The sequence below is a fragment of the Photobacterium sp. HL06 genome (assembly GCF_059552575.1).
This window is the reverse complement of the sequence record NZ_CM183914.1, coordinates 2,976,005-2,998,417: the sequence shown is the minus strand read 5'-3', so window position 1 is coordinate 2,998,417 and position 22,413 is coordinate 2,976,005. Positions and strand designations below refer to the sequence as shown.

General features: G+C 46.9%; 16 protein-coding genes. 8 read left to right on the top strand and 8 right to left on the bottom strand.

Annotated features, from left to right (window positions below):
• The first annotated feature begins 262 nt into the window (after positions 1-262).
• Positions 263-2,248 (top strand): DNA topoisomerase III, encoded by a 1,986-nt coding sequence (locus AC51G0_RS13560; RefSeq protein ID WP_496299123.1) that lies wholly within the window; start codon positions 263-265, stop codon positions 2,246-2,248.
• On the opposite strand, the gene AC51G0_RS13555 is transcribed toward AC51G0_RS13560, so the two are convergent.
• Both AC51G0_RS13555 and AC51G0_RS13550 read right to left on the bottom strand, forming a co-directional pair.
• Positions 2,245-3,867 (bottom strand): GGDEF domain-containing protein, encoded by a 1,623-nt coding sequence (locus AC51G0_RS13555; RefSeq protein WP_496299121.1) that lies wholly within the window; start codon positions 3,865-3,867, stop codon positions 2,245-2,247. The two genes, AC51G0_RS13560 and AC51G0_RS13555, sit on opposite strands and share 4 nt — an antisense overlap.
• A 331-nt stretch (positions 3,868-4,198) precedes the next feature.
• Positions 4,199-4,894, bottom strand: a complete 696-nt coding sequence (locus tag AC51G0_RS13550) for an SDR family oxidoreductase (RefSeq protein ID WP_496299120.1) — start codon at positions 4,892-4,894, stop codon at positions 4,199-4,201.
• 224 nt (positions 4,895-5,118) lie between these two features.
• Here AC51G0_RS13550 and AC51G0_RS13545 point away from each other — a divergent pair, with 224 nt between their 5' ends.
• On the top strand, positions 5,119-5,394 hold the full coding sequence (locus AC51G0_RS13545; protein WP_496299118.1) for a hypothetical protein: 276 nt from the start codon (positions 5,119-5,121) through the stop codon (positions 5,392-5,394).
• A gap of 52 nt (positions 5,395-5,446) precedes the next feature.
• On the opposite strand, the gene AC51G0_RS13540 is transcribed toward AC51G0_RS13545, so the two are convergent.
• Together AC51G0_RS13540 and AC51G0_RS13535 are read right to left on the bottom strand one after the other, a co-directional pair.
• A complete protein-coding gene (locus AC51G0_RS13540; RefSeq protein ID WP_496299117.1) occupies positions 5,447-7,303 on the bottom strand; it encodes a DUF3413 domain-containing protein in 1,857 nt (618 codons plus the stop codon).
• Positions 7,304-7,349: 46 nt separating this feature from the next.
• Entirely contained in the window at positions 7,350-7,568 is a 219-nt protein-coding gene (locus AC51G0_RS13535; RefSeq protein WP_496299116.1) for a YejL family protein, read from the bottom strand.
• Between the two features lie 74 nt (positions 7,569-7,642).
• Between AC51G0_RS13535 and yejK the strand changes: the two genes are divergently transcribed.
• The 6 genes from yejK to AC51G0_RS13505 all read left to right on the top strand — a co-directional run bounded on the left by yejK (position 7,643) and on the right by AC51G0_RS13505 (position 16,443).
• Positions 7,643-8,656, top strand: a complete 1,014-nt coding sequence (yejK, locus tag AC51G0_RS13530) for a nucleoid-associated protein YejK (RefSeq protein ID WP_496299115.1) — start codon at positions 7,643-7,645, stop codon at positions 8,654-8,656.
• Positions 8,657-8,928: 272 nt separating this feature from the next.
• The gene (locus AC51G0_RS13525) at positions 8,929-10,611 is read left to right on the top strand and encodes an Hpt domain-containing protein (protein ID WP_496299113.1); all 1,683 of its coding nucleotides are present in this window, start codon (positions 8,929-8,931) and stop codon (positions 10,609-10,611) included.
• Positions 10,612-10,818: 207 nt separating this feature from the next.
• Complete coding sequence (locus tag AC51G0_RS13520; protein ID WP_496299112.1) at positions 10,819-11,178, top strand: nitrous oxide-stimulated promoter family protein; 360 nt, start codon at positions 10,819-10,821, stop codon at positions 11,176-11,178.
• A 270-nt stretch (positions 11,179-11,448) separates the two neighbouring features.
• The gene (gene norR, locus AC51G0_RS13515) at positions 11,449-13,014 is read left to right on the top strand and encodes a nitric oxide reductase transcriptional regulator NorR (RefSeq protein ID WP_496299111.1); all 1,566 of its coding nucleotides are present in this window, start codon (positions 11,449-11,451) and stop codon (positions 13,012-13,014) included.
• A gap of 228 nt (positions 13,015-13,242) precedes the next feature.
• Positions 13,243-14,907 (top strand): hydroxylamine reductase, encoded by a 1,665-nt coding sequence (hcp, locus tag AC51G0_RS13510; protein ID WP_496299109.1) that lies wholly within the window; start codon positions 13,243-13,245, stop codon positions 14,905-14,907.
• A 300-nt stretch (positions 14,908-15,207) separates the two neighbouring features.
• Positions 15,208-16,443, top strand: coding sequence for a hybrid-cluster NAD(P)-dependent oxidoreductase (locus AC51G0_RS13505; protein ID WP_496299107.1), 1,236 nt, complete (start codon positions 15,208-15,210; stop codon positions 16,441-16,443).
• Between the two features lie 1,168 nt (positions 16,444-17,611).
• Here AC51G0_RS13505 and AC51G0_RS13500 read toward each other — a convergent pair.
• The 4 genes from AC51G0_RS13500 to nhaC all read right to left on the bottom strand — a co-directional run bounded on the left by AC51G0_RS13500 (position 17,612) and on the right by nhaC (position 22,030).
• The gene (locus AC51G0_RS13500; protein WP_496299105.1) at positions 17,612-18,766 is read right to left on the bottom strand and encodes a M20 family metallopeptidase; all 1,155 of its coding nucleotides are present in this window, start codon (positions 18,764-18,766) and stop codon (positions 17,612-17,614) included.
• 85 nt (positions 18,767-18,851) lie between these two features.
• Entirely contained in the window at positions 18,852-19,313 is a 462-nt protein-coding gene (locus tag AC51G0_RS13495; protein WP_496299103.1) for a YjiG family protein, read from the bottom strand.
• The gene (locus AC51G0_RS13490) at positions 19,313-20,044 is read right to left on the bottom strand and encodes a nucleoside recognition domain-containing protein (RefSeq protein WP_496299101.1); all 732 of its coding nucleotides are present in this window, start codon (positions 20,042-20,044) and stop codon (positions 19,313-19,315) included. Before AC51G0_RS13490 ends, AC51G0_RS13495 begins: the two co-directional genes overlap by 1 nt.
• Before the next feature lie 546 nt (positions 20,045-20,590).
• Positions 20,591-22,030: a Na+/H+ antiporter NhaC gene (gene nhaC, locus AC51G0_RS13485; protein ID WP_496299100.1), complete on the bottom strand. Its 1,440-nt coding sequence runs from the start codon at positions 22,028-22,030 to the stop codon at positions 20,591-20,593.
• Positions 22,031-22,413: the final 383 nt, after the last annotated feature.

The window sequence follows — 22,413 nt, the reverse complement described above, 5'->3', positions numbered from 1 at the left end:
GAGCGCTACCTGCGGTTTGAGAGCAATCCAAATTAGTGAAGATATAGTTTTTCTACATCTAGATAATTTGGGGTAGGGATCGAGCCGCTGATACGCTCCCGAAGGGCGAGTTTAAAAGGGACAGCTACTGTGTTGCTTGGTTTTGATGGATATGAATACACCTGTAACCAAGCGCCTTATATCTGCACCTTTTAATTCTTGCTGAATGACAAAATAATTATGCCGCTGGGTATTAATTACAAAAAATTAGCTAATAATCTCCATGACCCGTCTTTATATTGCTGAAAAACCAAGTTTAGGCCGTGCGATTGCTGCGGTGTTGCCGCGCCCCCATAAAAATAACAATGGTTATATTGAAGTCGGGAATGGCGACATTGTGACTTGGTGTATCGGCCATTTGCTCGAGCAGGTTGAGCCCGACGCCTACGATGAAAAATACAAAAAATGGAATATGGCAGATTTGCCGATTATTCCACAGCAATGGCAGCTGGCTCCAAGAAAATCGGCCAAACAGCAGCTAGGGGTTGTTCGCAAGCTGGCCAAGCAGGCGACTGACGTTGTGCACGCCGGTGACCCGGACAGGGAAGGGCAATTACTGGTAGATGAGGTGATTGATTATGTAAAGCTTGCTGCAACCAAGAAAGCCAATATGCAGCGCTTGCTTATTTCCGACCTCAACCCGGCGGCGGTTAAGCGGGCTTTGGGTAAGATGCGGAGCAACCGTGATTTCATTCCGCTGTCGGTATCGGCACTGGCGCGCTCTAGGGCTGACTGGTTGTACGGGATGAACATGACCCGGGCCTATACCTTGCTGGGGCAGAAAGGGGGGTACCGGGGTGTGCTGTCGGTGGGACGGGTACAAACGCCGGTACTGGGGCTGGTGACGCGACGTGATGACGAGATTGCTAATTTTGTGCCAAAACCCTTCTATGAGTTATTTGCCCTGATCCCGTATCAGGATAATGTGATCCGTGCCCGCTGGAAGCCCAGTGAGGCCTGTAAGCCGTGGCAGGATGAAGATGGTCGTATTCTGAACCGGAAGTTGTGTGAGAACGTGGTTACCCGCATTAAGGACCAGCCTGCGGAGGTCACTGAATCAGAGCGTAAAGAAACCCGCCAGGCTGCACCATTACCGTATTCGTTATCGGCTTTGCAGATCGATGCAGCGAAGCGGTTCGGGATGAGTGCCGCCGATGTACTGGCGACCTGCCAATCCCTTTATGAAAAACACAAAGTGATCACTTATCCTCGTTCGGACTGCCGTTATCTGCCGGTGGACCATTTCAGGCAAGCCGCCGAAGTGTGTCAGGCGATAGCCAGTACGGCTGATGAGCTAGGTTCGGCTGTTAGTGGTGCCAATACCTCACTCAAGTCCAAGGCCTGGAATGATAAGAAGGTCGATGCCCACCATGCCATCATTCCAACCCCAAAATCAGTCAACAGTAATGCGCTGAGCAGCAGTGAAAGTAAAATCTATCAGCTTATTGCCCGGCAGTACCTGATGCAGTTCTATCCTGCTGCGGTCTATAGCGAGGCAAAATTGGTCTTTACGATTGCCGGCGGTATGTTTGTTGCCAAAGGACGCCAGTTGATGAGTGCTGGCTGGCGGGAGCTGTTGGGGCGTGATGACTCAGCCAATGAGCAGGATTTGGCTGATAAGGTGCCGCCGCTGGAAAAAGGAACGATACTGACCTGCCAGGACGGCGAAATCAAAGACAAGATGACAGAGCCACCTAAAGCGTTTACCGAAGCGACGTTGCTGCAGGCGATGACAGGCATTGCCCGTTTTGTATCTGACTCTTCGCTGAAAAAAATCCTGCGCGATACCGACGGTCTGGGGACTGAAGCCACGCGAGCTGGGATCCTTGATATTTTATTCAAGCGCCAGCTGCTGACCCGGCAAGGCAAAAGCATTCATGCGACAGAGGCTGGCCGGGGGCTGATCTATGCGTTGCCGGATGAGGCGACTTATCCGGATATGACGGCACACTGGGAGCATCAATTGCAAGATATGGCTGAAAAAAAGTGTGCTTATCAGCCGTTTATGGAAGCCTTGCAGACCCAGGTACAGCAAATCATGAATAAAGTGAAAAACAGCGAGGTGCCCCCGAGCTTACGTGAACTTAAATCCCCCGAGCCTTTTAAAGGGGGCAAGAAGCGACGTTACAGCAAAGGGGGATCGAAGGGTGGAACAAAGTCCGGTAGCCGAACCAGTGCGAAACGGAAGCCTAGGAAAAAAGCTGACTAGGTATGGGCGAAGTATTGGTTTCGACCCAGGGATTTGGCTTCATACAGTGCCATATCGGCTTGTTTGAACAATTCACTGGGTGAACTTTGTTCAGATGGTGTGATAGTGCTGCCCCCGATACTGATGGTGACAATATCTGGGGCACTGTCCGCCCCTTGTGTTCGGGGAAGCTGTAGCTCGCTGATTGCACGTATCGCTTTTTGGCCCGCATAGCGAGCCGCATATTTGTTTTGACCGGGAAGAAGTAATACAAACTCCTCCCCGCCATAGCGGGCAAACAGAGCCCCGGCTCGCTTTTCTAATATTGCCAGGGTATTGGCAATGATTTTCAGGCATTGATCGCCAGCAGCATGGCCGTAGTTATCGTTATAGGCCTTGAAGTGATCGACATCAATGATCAGCAAGGAAAGGGGCAATTGATGACGTTCCGCCCGGCGCCACTCTTCGCTTATCCTTTCATCAAATACCCGGCGGTTGAAGACCGAAGTCAGGGGATCGAGCCGGGATATCTTTTCAAGTTTGCGGTTGACCTGCTCCAGTTCTGCCGTCCGGTCGGTGACCCGTTGTTCTAGCTCTCTGTTTAAGTTGATTAGGTTTTCTTCAGCTTGGCGCCGGACAAGGTGCTGGGAAATAATGAAGCCAAACTGTTTTAGCAATTGCTGGTGATAGTGATGGGTTGGCATTCCCGTGAGCAGATTATCGCAGGCAATCCAACCAACCGGCGTGTCTTCGTCCCATAGCGAAATATAGGCACTCCAACCAAACCCAACCTGCTTGAGATCATGATAGAGCGGGGTGTTGTTCTCAATGGCAAGGTATTCTTTTGTCTTCTTCCCCTCGATATGGTTGATAAACCAAAGATCGGGTATTTTTGATTCAAAATAGTGCTCGTTGACGGTATTGCCGTGAATATCCGTCCCGTATGTACCCTGCATGCGATCGTCTCCTTTGAACAGGAATATTGCCATTCGATCGATGTGTAACAATTTTTTGGCTTCATCAACGGCAGTAAAAAGCATGTTGTCCATAGAGTGGGCACGCCAAAGCTTGAAAGAAATATCATGTAATGCCTGGAGCTGCTCTTTTAATACTTCTTGTTCTTGTTGGCTGATTTGTAGTTCTCGTTCCGCTGAACGACGGCCGTCATGCTCATCCTGGATACTTTCGCTGAGCAGGCAGGCATCTAGCTCGGAAGCCATTAGGGTCGCTAGGAACGCGAATTCATCACCGTCAGGGCTCTGTTTGTCAGGGAAATCGACAATTAGGCAGCCGATGATTTGGGATCGGCGCTCGAGAGGGAGGCACAAACGCATACCGTCATTGTGAGAGTCTACCTTGGGTTTTCGCTGGCGAATGGCTCTGGTGACCTGAAAGAAAGGTATACGGTTACTGTCGGTGATGTTGATAGGTGGAAACTGGTAGCGTATCCCCAAATGATCCATCTCGAGCAGGATCTTCCACCGGGATTTATAAGCAACAACAAGTTGGGCCTGGCAGGCTGAAAAGCTCTCGCTTAAGTTTCGACAGGTCAGTTCACAGACAGTACGAAGCCCATGAGCTTTGCTCCATTGTTCAAAAATGCGTTGATAGAAGTGATTTAACCGTTCAGTTTGGGTCAATACAGGCTGTCCACAAAAATATTCAAGTCATTGCTTATCATCTATTTTTATCAATCACAGAAATAAAGCTAGGCACTGCGCTAGAAATATGGTCAGAAATTAAGGCATATTTATAAATTTGCGACTCAAAACACGCCCGCATGTTACATGCCTTTAGTTATTGCGCAGTGAGTTTTGATTAACGGGGGGAGACAAAATATTCTATCAAGCCACAGTAGCAAATGAGCGTGACGGATTGTCGTTTTGAAAATAGTGTGTTATTAGCAAAATACCAAGTACTTCTTATGTGCCTGGTATTGTCTGCTTGGAGTCACTTAGGAAAGAGAAAATGTTACCAAGGAAGTGTTTGCCCCTGATAATCAATAAAGCTGCCTGAGTCCGTCGCACTTAATTGGTCGAGAACTGATTTTAACCCGGTTGCCGACGCTTCGGGGGATATCAGTGCATTCGGCCCGCCCATCTCAGTTTGTACCCAGCCAGGGTGAAGGGCGACAGAGATGATCCCTTTGGGTAGTAAATCGTTAGACAGGCTTTTGACGACAGAATTGAGTGCCGCTTTGGATGAGCGGTAAATGTAGCCACCGCCACTGGTATTTTCTGTCATGCTCCCGACTTTAGAAGACATATTGGCAATGATACCGGGCCTATTAGCTAAAAGTTGGGGGAAAAACGCTTCAGCCAGCTTTAGCGGAGCAATCGTGTTGATTTCAAATACTTTTCGCCATTCATCAACATCGGTATTACCGAAACCATAGCCTTTGGGGCCGTAGTAGCCGGCGTTGTTGATGAGCAAATCGAGAGGAATATCAGTCATAGCCTGACTCAACGCTGTGATTGCCGGATGATCTGTTACGTCTAATTCATGCAGTGTTAGCGCTTTTGTTCTTGCCTGCATTTGTTTTAAAGCGGTTGCGCGGTCAGTATGGCGGCAGCAGGCATATACCTGCCAGCCAGCGTCTAGGTAGGCCTCTACCAGCGCTAGGCCAACTCCCCGGTTTGCTCCGGTAATGAGTACAGTCTTCTTCATTACGTGCTTCCTGTTGTTTTTTCGCCAAGTGTATACCAATCGAACGGTTCGTTGATGGTTAATCACAGTAATAATGTAGGAACGTCATCTCGAGGGTGATCCGAATTAAGCGGTTCTACACTAATTGGAATCAGTATCGAAACTAAGACAGCGCTACCGAGATAGCTTAGCTAACTTATTATGATATGTATTGCCTATATTCGTAGATGCTTTCAGGGGGGGATATGTCTCTCATTTTGCGCGGGAGCTGGGTTGTCGGCATCGTTGTATTGATTGCAAGTTGTGCAGATACCCGTCACGAGAGGTTGGCTGATCTAGGGTTTACCCGAAACTATCTTGATGGTTACCAAGATGGTTGCAGTAGTCGGAAAGAGGAAGCACAGACATACCATGATGGCTTTCGTCGAGATCCGGAGCGGCTGTTGACCGATAGAAAATATGCCAACGGCTGGAATGACGGCTTTGAGCAGTGCTATGCCGATAATTCAGAGTATTATTAATTGGATCGGCTGGTCGCAAAAGAAAAGGCAACCTTGAGGCTGCCTTCAGGTATTACTCTGGTTGATAGAAGCGTTTCAGCTCATGCATGACTTGCATTAATGTTGAAAGCTTCGGTTTTCCTTCGCCTTTCAGCTTATAGTTCTGGTCATACACCCGGTAGTTGCCATACTTGTCGACCACTGTGGTGATGTTTTTCTGCAAGACGACAATATCTTGGCTATCACCAGCTAGCACCCAGCGGCGGTTGGGGTTTTCCTCAAACAGGCTGATACCGCTGCTATAAGAGGATACTGGGGTGGTCGTGCTCAGCAAGGACTCCATGAGTGTCGGCACAATGTCTAAATGACTGGTCGCACGGGTAGTTTGCGTTGGTATGCTTCCTGGCCAGTGCATGATCAGCGGGACTTTTAGTTGATACTGGCTGTAGTTGCTGTTTGCCCCCCAGCTATTGGTGCCGGTTTCATTAAACTCGGTGCCATGGTTGGCAGTCACGATAACAACAGTGTTCTCGAGGGAATTGGTCGCAACCAGCTGGCCAAAGATATCAATAAGTAGTTCATCAATATGGTAGGCCGCATTCCGGTAACTGTTTTTCAACAGCAGGTTGGTATCGACATTCGCCGGATTTAAGTTGGCACTGCCGAGAGAAGGTTCAAATTGCGGGACATAATCTCCCCCTTCCTCAAAGTTCTCGACCGAAGCCAGTTCAATGTAGCTAAACCATGGTGTGCGAGTACTTTGCTCGTCAAGCCAGGCTTTCCAGTCGGCGATTGCTCTCACATCGCTACTGCTGGTGGTTTCGGTTTGTTGCTCTGACAGCTGCCGACTATTGAAAATAGCTTCAGAGTAGATAGGGGTTTTGAATCCATCTCCGCTGAATAAACCAAACTCATAACCGCGCCTTTCAAGGGTATCTAGTAATACGGGAGAGTAGTTTGCAGAGCGAACACTATTGATATACCCACCCGGTAAGCCATAAAACAGACCAAAAATGCCACCGGCATTTTCGTTGCTGGCGCTGTAATGGTTGGCAAAATTCAGGTTTTGCTGAGCGAAAGCCGCCAGGTGCGGCATGGTTTCACTGTCTACCATGTCACTGCGCAAGCTGTCGACCATAATGACCAACACATTCTGCCTTGTGCCAGGATCATTGAACGCCAGTTTATCGATTGGGTAGCGGATACGTTCGCTTTCGGCAACACCCTGCGCGTCAAGGCGTTTGGTATATTCCTGGCGATCTAGCCATCCATGTTTTTCCATGAAGGTCTTGGCCGTCATCGGATAGGAAAGCGGAAAGTTAGAGCGCTGGACTGTAACCGGACGGTATAGATTTGCATCCGCCCAGATATAAATAAGGTGACTACCCAGGAAGCACAAGCCGAAAACGGCGGCAATTGGCACGCCTACGTGTTTACGGGTCAGCTTCCTGAGTTTGCGCCACAGCCATTCCGACAGAATTAACTGCATAAGGAATATGGCGGGTACCGCAACAAACAGGTATTGCCAGCGGGCATTAAGCTCGGTTTTCTCTCCGCTTAACAGCAAGTCCCAAACCAGTGGGCTCAGGTGCAAATCTAGTGACTCATAAGCATGAGTATCTAGTAGTAGCACTGTTAGGCCAATAGTGCCCACTAATACCGCAAACAAGCGCATCAGGCGCTGAGAGGGGATCAGAAAGCTGGCCGGGAACAAAATGAGAATGTAAAAACCAAAGACAAGAAAACCGAAATGGCCGATCCAACTTAATCCGAGGTAAAGTTGTCCCAGTATGGTTTCGGGCCATTCAGAATGCGCAATATACCGGGTGCCAAGTAGCATGGCCGCGATGATATTGAAGAAACTGAACCAGTGCCCCCAGCTGATCAGCTGGGATACTTTGTCTTTATAATTGTTACCGCTGGTGACCATAGATGTCAGTAATTCCCAGTCTTAAATGCGACGCTTACAAACAAGCTTAATCTTCCTTTATTGAGGAGAGCAAAGCTTGAGAGAATTTCTCTGCGATTGCTTTCCTTTGCGATGCGGGAACGTCGGCATTGATAACGTTAGTCGTAATGTTACCCATGATCATGAGTGCCAGTTCCGCTGAAGCATCATGCTTCTCTAGTACATCGAACACATCATCAATGATTTGTTCAACTTTTTTATTGGTGTATTTTGAAGTAATTGGCATAGGAAGTCTTGTTTAATGTTAAAGAAAGCGACTTATAATAACCTACACTTTAGATTTACTGAAATTTTTCCATTATGAGTCTTACGCTTTCTAACGTCATCCTTCATCAGCTGACAAAAAATGAACAAGATGATCTTGAAGTTCATCTTAGAGAACAAACACTTGAAAACAATCAGTCGACTGAGGATCTAGTTGCTGAACTGCACCGGGTCTATAGCAGCAAAGGGGCGAAGGGTTTTGCCCACTTTGCCGAGGACAGTGAATTTAGCCACTGGTTGAAACAAATTCGTACCGGTGAGCTAGACTTCCTTACATTTTCTAATCAATCGGCTCAAAAACTTCAGACAGAGCTGGCGAAATATCCTTTTGCTGATGCGGGAACGTTGGTTTTGGCTGAATACCAGTCACTCGCTACCGACTACCTGTTTATTGGCTTGCTTCCGACCTGCCATAGCATGAAGGTCACTGAGCAGCTCGATATCAGTGCAACCGATTATCTTGATGTTGGCAAAATGGACATTGTCGCCCGTATCGACCTCTCTTCGTGGGAAACCGATTCCGAATCGAACCGTTACCTGACCTTCATCAAGGGGCGCGTCGGGCGCAAGATCGCGGACTTTTTCCTCGACTTTATGCAGGCGGAAGTAGGGCTGGATGTCAAAGAGCAAAATCAGGTGCTGATGCAGGCCGTGGAAGACTACTGTGCAGATTCGCGTTTGGAAAAAGAAGAGAAGCAACAGTATCGCAAGCAAGTCTATGATTACTGCAATGGCCAGCTACAGGCCGGTGATGAAGTGACAGTGAAAGAGCTGGCAGGAGAGTTACCTACGACGGAAGATGGGACGGATTTTTACCAGTTTGCTGCTAACCAGGGCTACGAGCTGGAAGAGAGCTTTCCGGCCGATCGGACAGCTATGCGCAAGCTGACAAAGTTTGTCGGTTCCGGCGGTGGTATTACGATCAATTTTGACAGCATGTTACTGGGTGAGCGTGTTTTTTATGATGCTGAGACCGATACACTGACGATCAAAGGGATCCCGCCTAATCTAAAGGATCAGCTGCAACGTCGTCTAAACACTGATAATTAATTTACCAGCCAGTTAAACAGCCACCTTTATCCTCGATGAAGGTGGTTTTTTTGTATTTATGCCACTATGGACATATTGGTTGTTGGAATATGGGCAAGAAGTTGACTAAAGTTATTGTTAGCAATATTGGACCATAATGACTGGTTTTCTTGTTTTATGGCATGACACATTGTTTAGTCGCTGACCCAGAACTGATTCAGAACTGACTCAGTTCGGCAGAGTTGGAGAGAGGTTTACCAACTGGATCTTGTTACGCGCTAACAGGGGGAGACATGGATAAAGATGAAAGGCCTATACCGGACCTTGCTGAAAGCTCAATCCACAGGGATCGTATAGTACTCTCTGGTGCTGGCCGAGCGAGAAGTTCATCTTCTGTTATTTTATCTATAGCGCTGATGCTGCTCCTGGCTGGAACCGGTGTTATTGCTTATTTATCAGTTCTTTCTTCTGCCACCTTGAACTTTATCAGTTCCACTTCAGAGCTACAGAACGAAGCCGAGCAACTCAAGTGGCGGGTTATCGATATGTCTGCAGCCTCTTCCCGGCCTATTGTCACGACACAAACAGAACTAACAGCCTCATTTCGCAGCCGTTTACTTGAGTGGCAGGCTGGCGATCATCCGGGCCTTGCTCAACGTCAGGTTGATGAGTTAATTCGGCGAGGTCGACAGTTTGCAGGCCAGGCAGAATATGCTTGGATTGCCAGTAATCGTTCTCTATATTCTGATAGCCAGGCAACCGATGAGCTGACATCGGCTAATCAGGTAGCAATAGAACGTGTCAATAATCATCCTTTTCCTAGTTCACTGCACCAATTGCAATCTACCTTAATTCAGTTCGAAGATAAGCTGACCTGGCTAAACCTGTTGCTTGCGATGCTGGTGGCACTTATCGGTGTCAGCGGTGTGAGCTATGGCGTCATTAGATTGCGGAAAGTTCACCATCCGGTTCTGACGACAGCAAGGTTGTCGCCAGAACCTGAGCAGTCGGAGCCTGTAAGGAACCAAACAATGGTTGCTGGTTTGACTTCAGGAAGCGCGGCTATGGAGTTTGCTGAATCCGAAGAACGGTCGATACCTTCTCAGGCAGAGCAGAGTACTCCAGCCGTGCCTGTGTTAAATACGGAGCAGATGCTAGACAATATGGATGGTGACCGAGAATCGGTCGCCATGTTATTGGATATTTTCCTCAAAGAGCATGCCGATGATGCAAAACGGCTTTCTGAGAGCTTAGATAACGGTCGGTATGATGAAGTTAGCTTGATTGCACATAGCTTGAAAAGTGTTGCCAGTAGTTTTGGAGCACAGTCATTGCGAAAGATTGCTGAATGCATTGAACATCGCTGCAAACAAGGCAGTGCTGTTAGGCCTGAAGATATTGTCCAGCTAGATGAGGCGATAGTCGCGCTGAAAGCTGCAATTATTGAGTACCTACAGGTTGATTCAAATGCAGCAGAAGCGGTACAGATCGAAGAATACACGCAGGTAGAAACAGCAATCTTTGACTCTGATGATATTCAGGAAGCAGAGCTTCAACCTGCTGATGTATCTTTATCAAGTGCACTGATGGCAAAAAGAGAGGATGAACCCTTGGCATTGTTGGATATTGCCTATGTGCTTGACTCCATGGATGATGATGATGAATCTGTCAAAATGCTACTGGAGATCTTTATTGAGGAGCATGCCCTTGATGCGAAAAAGCTACAGCAAGATGTTTATCAATGTGCACCTGATGCGATCAGCGAGACAGCCCTTCGGTTAGTACATAGCCTTAAGGGGGTGGCAAGTAGCTTAGGGGCAGAGGCCCTAAAGCGGCAAGTTGTGATTATAGAATCATGTTATAAGCAGCAACAAGTCGTTGCTGATGCTGAATACAGAAAGCTCGCGATGGTATTGGATGATACCGTAGGGGCGGCATCCCGTTACCTGGCAGAGCAATCTGCAGTCGTGGCTTGAAATGCCACTGAAAAGATTATGGGGTCGTTTTGACACAGAAGAGCGAGAGTGAAGCCAGCTTGTAATACTATAACAGCTAGCGGATCGGTATTGGGATAGGTATTTATACTATAGATATCGCTGCTTTTGAGCAGAATCGCTTATTCGTAGGGCAAAATTGATCTTTATCAAAGGTTGTTTTGGGCCGCGGTGGATAATACCGCCCCTATGATAGTTCAAACTAAACATTCAGTTCGTCAGCAGCGTGAACTGGACACCGCAAAAGCGATGATTCGCCTTTATTGTAAAACGCTGCACCGTGGGGCGATCATTTGCCCTGAATGTGAAGGGCTTATTGAATATGTTGAAGCGCGAGTGGCCAGTTGCCGCCTGGGCGAAGATAAGCCTAATTGTCTGCAATGCAAGAGCCAGTGTTACCATCCCGCCAAGCGGTTGCATTTTTCTCATGTGCTGCGCTGGTCTACGCCAAAATTTGCTTGGCGACGCCCATTGCTGGCACTGAAATTAAAATTCGCTAGCTTCCGCTCTGCAGGTACGGTAGATGCGCAGTCAATGTCTATAAGGTAAGTTATACGCGGGCTATACATATAACAAAGGCTGCATGGTGCAGCCTTTGTTGTTGATGGTCGTTGCTACAGGTAGGTGTAATTGCATCCTGGAAGCTATCTGGGTAATCCACCTGATCGCCCAAGCTGAACAGGGCTACTTTTTTGCCGCTTAGATCGGCGTCTTCAAGCTCAAAAAAAGAAAATTATCCTGCTATCTCACCGTAAAGCTATTTACATGAATTATGTGGTGATGTAAAAAGTACATCATTATAGGTGTAAAGGTCCATATATGCAGAATTCTCTTGAGCAAGCCATGTTGCAAATTGCGCTCGACCTCAATTTAAACCTTCCTTCTGGGCATCATTACCAACGTTTAATGCAATCATTGCAATCGGTATTACCATGCGATGCCAGTGCGTTATTTATTCTTGATGAGTCAGGTTTGCTTTCTGCTGCCGCGGTAAACGGCCTGTCAGAAGAAGTGTTAGGGAAAAAGTTTGACCCGAAACAACACCCGCGTTTGCAGGCTATTATGGAAAGTCGTCAACCGGTGCGTTTTCCGGCAAGCTCAACCTTGCCTGATCCCTTTGATGGTTTGCTTAAAGATGATCCTAACCGCGCTATCGACGTCCATGACTGCATGGGTTGTAGCTTGTATGTCGAAGATCACTTAGTCGGCCTTATTACGATTGATGCCATGCAGATTGGTGCATTTAAACGCGTTGATGATATTACCGTCGCGACCTTTGCGGCACTCGCTGCCGCGACGATACGAAATGTGAATCAGGTGGAGGCGCTGCGTAAAAGTCACCGTCAGCAGCAGAGCATGAACCAGGTACTGATCCAGGAGGCGCGAGAGAAAAGTGGTGAATTAATCGGCATTAGCCCGGAAATGCAAGGCTTGCGTAATAATATCAATATGGTCGCGCATTCTGACTATGCGGTGTTAATTAGTGGTGAAACGGGGACGGGTAAAGACTTGGTTGCACATGCATTACATGCGAACTCTTCCCGGGCCAAGCAGCCGATGATCTACGTTAACTGCGCAGCGCTGCCTGAAAGCCTGGCGGAAAGTGAGCTTTTTGGTCACGTGAAAGGTGCCTTTACCGGCGCCAGCAGCAACCGTGCAGGTAAATTTGAGCTTGCTGATGGCGGTACTATTTTCTTGGATGAGATTGGTGAACTGCCATTACTGATGCAGGCGAAACTACTGCGGGTGATCCAGCAAGGTGAAGTTCAGCGGGTTGGCGCAGACAAAAACATATTTATTAATGTGCGCATCATCGCGGCGACCAACCGCGACTTACCGCAAGAAGTCGAGGCGGGGCAGTTTCGTCGTGACCTTTACCATCGCTTGAATGTATTCCCAATTAAGGTGCCGGCCCTGCGCCAGCGGCAAGAAGATATTGCGGTACTATCCGGCTCTATTTTAGATCGCGTGCGACTGCAGTTTCATGTTGCCAAACTCCAACTGCACCCACAGGCATTAACGGCCTTAAAGCATTATCATTGGCCGGGTAATGTACGTGAATTAGAGCATACGCTGATGCGGGCGGGTTTACGTGCTATTCAAGATCAGCAACATTTGATCGGTAAACAGCATCTGTCAGATGAGGTAAGCCATAAAACAGACGCAGTAGAGTATGGGGATACTTCAGCATTACCTAACACACCTTTTGAGCTGCGTGGCGCGGTGGAGAGTTATCAAACCAAGTTGATCTCCCATGCATTGCAACAGTCCAACTTTGTTTGGGCGCAAGCGGCGGAGTTTTTGCAGATGGATCGCGGCAACCTCTACAAAATGGGTAAGAAGTTGGGGATCGAACCCAGCAAGTTACGCGGTGAGTTAATCTGATTCTTATGATATAGCCCAGCATTTAGAACGTTTTGATCTGCTTGGCTATTAGCTCAGGTGATGTGGAAAACACATCAAGTATTGATGTAATTATCACACCGGTTCTAACGTGGCCTGATATTAAAGAGTTAAATATCAATGCGTTACATGTTGGCACGGTTGCTGCATTATAATTGGTGAGATCTTCGTTAATTCGAAATCAAAAACATAATTATAGTGGAGTTTTAAATGTTCTGTATTCAATGTGAGCAAACGGTTCAAACACCTGTGTCTAAAGGTTGTTCTTATACTCAAGGTATGTGTGGTAAAACGGCGGACGTTTCAGACCTACAAGATGTATTAGTATTTAACCTACAGGGGGTGTCTTTTTGGGCTGACCTCGCACGTAAATATAACATTATTGATGCCGACATTGACGCTTGGGCGCCACGCGCATTCTTCTCTACGTTAACCAACGTTAACTTTGTGCCAGAGCGTATTACTGAATACACTGAAATTGCAGAACGTTACAAGATTCAACTACGTACTCAGGTAATGGCTGCAGCTGCGGCAGCGGGTGACGAATTACCAGAGCTCTCTCCGGCAGCGAAATTTGTATTGCCAGCGACAGCTGAAGAAGTGATGTCATTCGCACCGGATGCAGCGGTTAACCGTGGTCATGACGAACTGCATGAAGACATCATTGGCCTGCGCCTATTATGTCTATATGGCCTAAAAGGTGCTGCGGCTTACATGGAACACGCGAACGTACTTGGTCAAAATGACGAGTCTGTGAGCGGTGAATACCACCAAATCATGGCATGGTTAGGCACTGACCCCACTGATGCCAATGCGTTGTTAGAAACCTCAATGCAAATTGGCCTGTTAAACTACCGTATTATGGAAATGTTGGATAAAGGCGAGACAGATACCTTCGGTCATCCGCAACCAACACAGGTAAACGTAAAACCAGTAGCAGGTAAATGTATTCTGGTTTCTGGTCATGACCTACATGATTTAGAAAAGATCCTGCAACAAACTGAAGGCAAGGGTATTAATGTTTACACCAATGGTGAAATGCTACCAGCCCACGGTTACCCTGAATTAAGCAAATACCCGCATTTAGTCGGCAACTTCGGTAGCGCTTGGCAAAATCAGCAAAAAGAATTTGCTAACTTCCCGGGTGCGATCGTGATGACATCTAACTGTCTGATCAATCCAAACGTGGGTCAGTATGCAGATCGTCTGTTCACGCGTAGCATTGTTGGCTGGCCGGGTGTTGTGCATGTTGAAGGTGATGATTTCTCACAAGTAATCGAATGTGCATTGGCGCAACCTGGTATTGCGCACACTGAAATAGAACACATGATCACTGTTGGTTTTGGTCGCAATGCATTAATGGCTGCGGCACCCGCTGTTATCAATGAAGTGAAATCAGGTAACATCAAACACTTCTTCCTAATCGGCGGCTGTGACGGTGATAAAGAAGAGCGTAGTTACTTTAGTGACCTTGCTGTGAACACGCCAAAAGACTCGGTTGTGTTGACCCTGGCTTGTGGTAAATACCGTTTCAACAAAAATGAATTTGGCGACATCAACGGTATTCCACGTCTGCTGGATGTGGGTCAATGTAACGATACTTACTCTGCTATCCAGTTGGTATTGGCACTGGCTGAAGAGTTTGATTGTGGTGTTAATGAGTTGCCATTATCCATCGTTTTATCTTGGTTTGAGCAAAAGGCCATTGTTGTACTATTGACGTTATTTGCTTTAGGCATCAAAGGTATTCATACCGGTCCTACAGCACCAGCGTTCTTAACTGATAACTTAATCAAAGCATTACAAGATAACTTTGATATGCGCAGTATTGGTAATGTTGATACTGATTTGGCGACCATGCTAGCGAATAAGTAAGCAATACTATTGTGGTCAAATTCCTGCATAGGCAAGTGTTACGCTTCTTTAAAGGAATCCGAAATAGTTAGCGAATAACGAGAAGCGGCCTAAATCTGTTTGCAGCCTAGGCCGCTGTATCAGTTATTTGTAATCAATTTTATCTGTAAATTATTTTTATCTATAGGTGCAACTATGCCTTCCTCGTCAAAACCGTCTTCAACATTGTTACCACCTACACTTAAGCCCCTTAAGCTCAATAGTTCAGGCCTTGGTCAGTCAACAAATAACACAAAAAAAACTGCGCCTGTAAGTAGCAAATTGCAAACACCGAAGTTAAGCTTTTCTCTCGGTTCTGACTCAAATAACAGCGTAAAGGCTAATCCCACCTCAACGCCAAGCTCAAAGCTAAATACAAAACTGCAAACGCCTAAATTAAATTTCTCTCTCGGTGAGTCGGCAGCCAAGGTTGCTGAAAAGCCGACAGCATGGTCGCCAGAAAAAACACCGTTAGTATTGGTACAGCGTGAATATGAAACCCATGATTCAATGAGTTTTACGTTTGCGAGTGCAGACAATCAGCTCTTTGACTTTAAACCCGGCCAGTTTGTTACCTTGGCCGTTAACATCAATGATAAAACCCATTACCGCGCTTACTCTATTAGTTCTATCCCACAGCAAAAGCAATTGCGTTTAACCATTAAACGCGTGCCTGATGGCTTGGTATCTAATTGGCTGGTGGATAACCTGAACGTCGGTGATGCCTTGTCAGCACTGAACATAGCGGGTCAGTTCAACAGCACAGATTGCACGCACAAATCCAAGCTGCTGTTCATCAGCGCGGGTTGCGGTATTACACCCGTGATGTCGATGGCAAAAACAATGCTAGCGGCAGACAATTGCGATGTTGACATTGAGTTTTTACATTGCGCTAGAGATAAAGACAACGTTATTTTCCACGATGAAATGACGGAGATGGCTGCCCAGCATACCCAGTTCAACGTGCAATTATTATTGGAAAATAGCACAGGTTTTAGTGCGCAGAGTGAATTGGCACATCAAACCGGCATGGTCAGTACTGAAGTCGTACAGACGTTATATCCAGATCTTGACCAGCGCACCATCTTCCTTTGTGGCCCGGTCGGTTTTATGAAAGCGGTGCAGACAATCGCCGAACAAAGCGGTTTTGATATGGCGCACTTCTTCCAGGAGAGCTTTACTCCCGCGGCTGATAATGCCAAGCAGGATGCACTTTCTACTGTGAATCATACCGCTGAAACTGATCAGGAAACGAATGTGATGTTTCATGTGCCTGATTTTTCGGTGGCGGCTGAAGTGAAGCAGGGGACATCATTATTAGACGCACTGGAAAAACATAACGTGCCCGTGATAGGAGCCTGCCGATCGGGTGTTTGTGGCTCGTGCAAATGTAAGGTGACGTCCGGCACGGTAACGTCAACGAGCACGGAAACGCTTACTGCGGCTGAAATTGATCAAGGATTCGTACTTGCTTGTTCAAGCACTGTGCAGGGCGATGTTGCGGTGGCGCTGAGTTAAGTAATCGCTTCATCTGTTCCACGTGTGAGAAGATAAAAAACATCGATCATTTTCTAATACCAATCGGGATAAGTATCTGGTCAATTCAGAACGTTGCCAGCGACTTGAATACAATACAAATTGATGAAGATATAGTTGCTCTACATCAAGACAATTTGGGGCCGTAATCAGGTTGCTGGCACGTTCCCAAAGGGCGAGTTTAAATGACTCAGCCACTGCGTTGCTTGATTTTGATGGATATGAATACACCTGCAATCAAGCGCCTTGTCTCTGAGCCATTTAATTCTCGCTGAATGGCCATATACTTTTCCCGACTGGTATAATAGAAAAAGGGCTACAAAGCGCCTTTTCTTGTTAGCTTTACTGCATGGTGATTTTACCACCAAGTTCAGCCTTTCCCTATTCTCGCTTTTGCCTCATTTCATCAAGTTAGCGCTGTTATACCAATCTAAATAAATATCTGGTCATTTTTCATGGTTAAAATCACCAACTACTGCGTTAGAAATTTTGTAATTAGAACCACTAGTTACTGCAATTTCCGCCTTGTATTTGGCAATTTTTCCTCATGAAAAACCGACCATCTACTTATCCAGATTGGTATTACTCACTCAAATATGTCCAAAATAATCTGTCATACAATTAGCGAAAGTAGTACGTAATTTAAGTCAGACATCCAGTTCGGGATAGATTCAATAGGTTAGCACTGGTTGGATTTGATCTAATCATTGAGCGACGTATTATCCAGTTTTACTTGCTTTATGCGTAACGTGTGAATATTTATGCGTTATTATGCATGCTTTTTGGATTGTGTTGTAAGAAGGTAACGAGTAAGGAAGCGACGGTCATTTCCTTGGAATAGCCGCTACCTTGAAACAAGTTCACCTTGAGAAAAATAAAAGGGAATGGAATACCGTTCATGAGTTACCAAAAGATGAGTCAACAGTTACGCCGCAAGGCTGAAAATGTATCACAACAACATCTTCGTCAGATCAGAGCAAAGTTTTTAAAACAGCAGGATGAAAAATGCCGTTTACCGGTAAAGAGAGACTCGTGGCGGTAGCTGCTGTTTATAATACCAATCGGTATAACATAATGATTTTGAAATAGATAAGGGCGCATCATGCGCCCTTATCTGTCCGTTTGGTATTGTATCGCCAGGGTGTCGTGATTATTCGCCGGCGATTTTAGTCAGTACTGTCATCAGTAGCTTGATACGGGGCTCTATCGATTCAAGCTCCAGGTACTCATCGGCACTGTGGAAGCCAGCACCTGCTGGACCCAGGCCGTCAAGTGTCGGGATACCCAGTACAGCTGTCAGGTTAGCATCTGAACCACCGCCCACTTCCTGCCACTTGATATCAATACCCAGTTCTTTGCCAGACTCTTCTACCAGCGCCATAAGGGCTTCGGTTTTTTCCGATGGTACCATCGACGGCTTGTGGGCTTCCCGGTCAACAGTGACTGTTACGCCGTCGAGAAATGGCGTTTCTGCCATCATGCGGATTTTGGTATCTGCATCGGCATACTCGTCATTATCCCAGAAACGAACATCGATAACGGCTTCGGCATGATCAGGAACAATATTGGCACCGGCGCCGCCTTTGACAACGCCCACATTCAGGGTTGTGCCTGACTCAAAGTTAGTCAGGGCATTGATACCAAGGATCCAGTTTGCCATTTCGGTGATTGCACTGCGGCCATTTTGTGGCTCGTTCCCAGCGTGGGCTGCCTTGCCAGAGAATGTCAGGCGGTAGCGAGCCATGCCTTTACGGGCTTTGACCAGTGAACCGTCTGCACGAGCGGCTTCGGCAACCAGGACATTTTTTGCATTAACGGCAACGCTCTTTAGCCATGTCTCAGAGTGCAGGGAGCCGATCTCTTCATCAGGGTTCATACAGATACAGATAGACAGTTTGTCCAGTGTTGCTTTATCCATTCCACGCAGGGCATACACTACATTCAGCAGGCCAGATTTCATATCAGACACACCAGGGCCATAGGCACGCTTGTCATCGAGTGTCATTGGGCGGGCTGCAGCCGTACCGACAGGAAACACGGTATCCATGTGGCCAATCAGCATTACATCGATGTCTTTGCAATCGGGTTTGTTGCGTACTTCCAGGCCAGTGCCTGCAATACCGCAGTCAACACGTTTAACATACCAGCCCATATCGAGGTATTTTTTTTCCATCTGGTTGGCAATCACCTCGATGCCTTCGGTGGTGAGCGTACCGCAGTCAACGTCAATAAGCGGGCGTAATTCTTCTAGATACTCTTGTAGAGAAAAGCCTTGCAGTGAAAAGTCTTGTAGCGAGATATTCATAGTAACTCCTGGGAAAAGCTCCCTGAAACAGGGTTTGAATGGCAACAGGAAAGAGGGAGTGATCAGATCCTCCCTCTTCGAGTGGTTATACCAAGATATTCATGACAAACATGGCGGCAAAAGCATTCAGTACCGACAGTGCAATCATGACTGGGATGTAGCGGCCTTCGGTGCCGATTGGGCCCATGATCCGTCCCATGTACTGCACCTGAGAGCCCATCAGATAGATGGCAGGCGCCAAGATAGCGATGTGCTGGCCGTGCAAGATACCCTGGTCAAACAGAGTGATCACCACACCAACAGCGCCGCCCATCGACATCCAGGCACCGATCAGCACAGCCGCCGCCTCACCAGGCAGGCCAAAGATGGCCATAATAGGGGAGAAAAGGCTTCCCATCGCATCCAGTGCGCCGGTGATCTGCAGGGCTTTGATGATCACGAAAGCCATCAGTACGTTAGGTACGGTTGAGGTTGTAGCAATCGTCCAGCCTTTCTTAGCACCTTCTACGAAGATGTCAGTCACCATTGGTTTCTTTGCCGTCGTCATTATGCTGTTTCCTCTTTCAGTTCTGTTTTTTGCTCTGTTTTATCTTCTTTGCCTTCGGTGATGTTCAGGTAGAGGCGGAACATGTTGGCGCCGACAAACTTGAAGATGAACATGACAGCGACTGCCAGGCCGATTGAAGATGTTACTGCAGGTGTGCCGTCCATGTTGGTCAGCGTGAACAACACGGCGCCAGAAGAGAAAAAGTTAACAATCGCGGCACCAGCCGAGAACTGGAACATGGTGAATACATCAGTTTCACGCTTAGTCAGGTGGCCTTCATCTCTTAGCTGGCGGGTCATTGCGGCGCCTGCATCAGTACTTTGTAGCGAAGCAATAAGCGCTAGGCCAGAGTTACCCGGAATACCCATCAGTGGGCGAAGTAGAGGCGTTAGCAGCTTACGGGCTGCATCCAACGCACCGTAGTGCTCAAGGACATTGATCATGCCAAGAGCGAACATAACTGTCGGGATCAGGGTCAGGGCAAAAAGGAAACCATCACGGGCACCGCTACCACCTTTGCCGCGCATTGATGTCGCAGCGGTCTGGATGCCGTCAGCTGTTTCATTTACGGAATAAACAACATTACCAAACGAGCCATTTAAGGTTGTGAAGTCGAAAACACCGTACCATTCGTTGGATTGCAGTAGACCCGAGAAAAAGACGACGGCAAAGGCGAGGGCAATATAACTGCCGATCGTGACTTTGCGGCCTTGCTCCGCTGGATTGCTCATATTATGTAACCTCATAGGAATCGAAAATCGCCATAGCGATAGAACTGAAGACAAACGTAGCTCTGTTCAAATATTTTCATATTTTGATATGAGTGTTTGTGCGCAGAAAATGAAAACGAGGCTATTTTCGTTAATCGAACCAGTAAGTAATTGATTGGGGTCAATATGTGCTACTGAAAGTTAATACTAAGGGGGTACGGGTTGGTATTTGTGATCTTGATCGTCATTAATAAACTATTCATAAGTTTTAATTATATTGGTTGGTTATTTCAAAGGTGTTTACCTGTATTCGTTTTATTAATTAGATATATAGATAAAGTAAAAAGGTATTTGTTTGGTGTGTTTTATCCTTGATAATAATTCATTTTCCATACTTTTTATTGCCTAGGTAACTATATTTGTGGCTGATGGGTTGGTGGTTGTATTGGAAAGAACAAAGCTGAGGTAATTTCGCAGTTTGGGGAGGTTCCTTGCAGGACCAAGGACTCAAAGTATAGATATTAAAAAAGCGCCCGAAGGCGCTTTTTATCATTTCAGAATGTGCTATTAAGCCGTTTGCTGCTGAGTAACACCTTCGATTTCTTCTTCAGTATCAGCTGTTACCGTCGGTGGACAGCGGTCAACGAACCAGCCCATGTAGGAAGAAACAATCGTCACGATGATACAGACGAAGCTCAGCCACATGAATGGTGCATACGAGAATGTCGCTACACCTAGGATGCTTGCCATGTAGATACCGTTATCACTCCAAGGCACCATACCCGAAGTCAGCGTACCACCGAATTCTGCGTTACGAGACAGGTTCTTGCGCTGGTAGCCAAGGCGGTCGTAGTTCTTGGCACAGATTTTAGGTGTCAGGATTAGTGATACGTACATCGCTGAGCCAAATACGTTACCCAGGAACGCCGTTGCAATGGTCGACACAGACAGGCTGCCCGCAGAGTTGACGCGCTTCTCAAACAGTTTAGCGACAGTTTGCAGTACACCCACTTTGTCCAACAGGCCGCCAAAACCCAGACCGAAGATGATTACAGCAACAGAGCCCAGCATGGATGACATGCCGCCACGGTTAAGAATTGCATCAATGAAGTCAACGCCAGAGCTGATAGAGAACGGTGCCCAGGCAGTGTTGAATGCTACGAGTGGATCCATGCCCTGAACCATCACAGCCCAAGCGACACCCAGTAGTGAACCCAGAGAGATCACTGGGAAAGAAGGCAGGCGCATAGCCAGCAGGGCCAGTACGATGATAACCGGAACAAATGAGAACGGAGAGATAACAAACTGATCTTCCATTGCCAGGATCACAGACTCAACCTGGCCCATATCAACGTTACCTGCGTAGTGCAGGCCAGCACCGGTAAACAGAATACCCGTGATGATGTAGCTGATTAGCGCAATTGGTAGCATGCCTTTAATGTGTTCCATTACTTCTACGTTAGACATAGAAGAGGCAAGGATCACCGAGTCTGATAGCGGAGACATCTTGTCGCCGAAGTAACAGCCGGAAAGCACGGCACCAGCTGTCATCGGTGCAGGAACGCCTAGACCCTGACCAATCCCCATCATAGCAATACCAGCAGTACCAGCGGCACCCCATGACGTACCTGTTGCCAGCGCTGTCAGAGAACAGATGATCATAGTCGCCAGAAGGAAAATAGAGGGGTGAATGGCTTTCAGGCCATAGAAAATGATGGTTGGAACAATACCACCAGCGATCCAGGTACCGACCAGCGCACCGACGGCAAGCAGGATCAGAACGGCACCCAGGCCATTGGAAATACCTTTGGTTGCAGCTTGTTCCAGAGACTTATAGTCATGGCCTAGCTTGATACCAAGCGCCATGATGATGAACCAGCCGATATACAGTGCCAGCTGAATAGGTAAATCTAGTTTTGCGGTGAAAGAGAATGCCAGCGCAAGAAAAATACCCAACGCCACAATGACCTGCATTAGCGACGGCAGTTTCACAGTCTGTTTGTTCATACTTCTAACCTTGTTAGTTCGAGCCTGTAAAATATGGGAAGACCCTGAATTAGCATCAATCAGAGGCTAATAATTAATAATTTTTATGACTATTGAGCCACTCATTTAGGGCGCTCATGTTGTTTCAGCGCTACTCTATCCGAATGTACTAGGTATCGCGACAGATATTGTGCCTTTCTGTGACCTCATCCAACCAGTGCTGTAAACTAAGAAAAAAAACATATTAACTCTTTTAAATGATGTTAATTTTTGGTGTTTTTGTTGTGCGTTGGTTGTTTTTTAACTGTTTTTAGAATTCGTTTTCTTTTTTAAGTTTTCCTTTGTTTTTGGATTTTATGCCCGCTTGGTTAGTGTTTTTGTAGGTGAAAAATCCAAATAATCAG

Coding starts and splice junctions, on each gene's coding strand:
- AC51G0_RS13495 (WP_496299103.1), bottom strand. CDS start 19,313: ATGACGACGGCAAAGAAACCAATGGTGACTGACATCTTCGTAGAAGGT.
- hcp (WP_496299109.1), top strand. CDS start 13,243: ATGTTCTGTATTCAATGTGAGCAAACGGTTCAAACACCTGTGTCTAAA.
- AC51G0_RS13545 (WP_496299118.1), top strand. CDS start 5,119: ATGTCTCTCATTTTGCGCGGGAGCTGGGTTGTCGGCATCGTTGTATTG.
- AC51G0_RS13550 (WP_496299120.1), bottom strand. CDS start 4,894: ATGAAGAAGACTGTACTCATTACCGGAGCAAACCGGGGAGTTGGCCTA.
- AC51G0_RS13525 (WP_496299113.1), top strand. CDS start 8,929: ATGGATAAAGATGAAAGGCCTATACCGGACCTTGCTGAAAGCTCAATC.
- AC51G0_RS13540 (WP_496299117.1), bottom strand. CDS start 7,303: ATGGTCACCAGCGGTAACAATTATAAAGACAAAGTATCCCAGCTGATC.
- AC51G0_RS13520 (WP_496299112.1), top strand. CDS start 10,819: ATGATAGTTCAAACTAAACATTCAGTTCGTCAGCAGCGTGAACTGGAC.
- AC51G0_RS13535 (WP_496299116.1), bottom strand. CDS start 7,568: ATGCCAATTACTTCAAAATACACCAATAAAAAAGTTGAACAAATCATT.
- AC51G0_RS13500 (WP_496299105.1), bottom strand. CDS start 18,766: ATGAATATCTCGCTACAAGACTTTTCACTGCAAGGCTTTTCTCTACAA.
- nhaC (WP_496299100.1), bottom strand. CDS start 22,030: ATGAACAAACAGACTGTGAAACTGCCGTCGCTAATGCAGGTCATTGTG.
- AC51G0_RS13560 (WP_496299123.1), top strand. CDS start 263: ATGACCCGTCTTTATATTGCTGAAAAACCAAGTTTAGGCCGTGCGATT.
- AC51G0_RS13490 (WP_496299101.1), bottom strand. CDS start 20,044: ATGAGCAATCCAGCGGAGCAAGGCCGCAAAGTCACGATCGGCAGTTAT.
- norR (WP_496299111.1), top strand. CDS start 11,449: ATGCAGAATTCTCTTGAGCAAGCCATGTTGCAAATTGCGCTCGACCTC.
- yejK (WP_496299115.1), top strand. CDS start 7,643: ATGAGTCTTACGCTTTCTAACGTCATCCTTCATCAGCTGACAAAAAAT.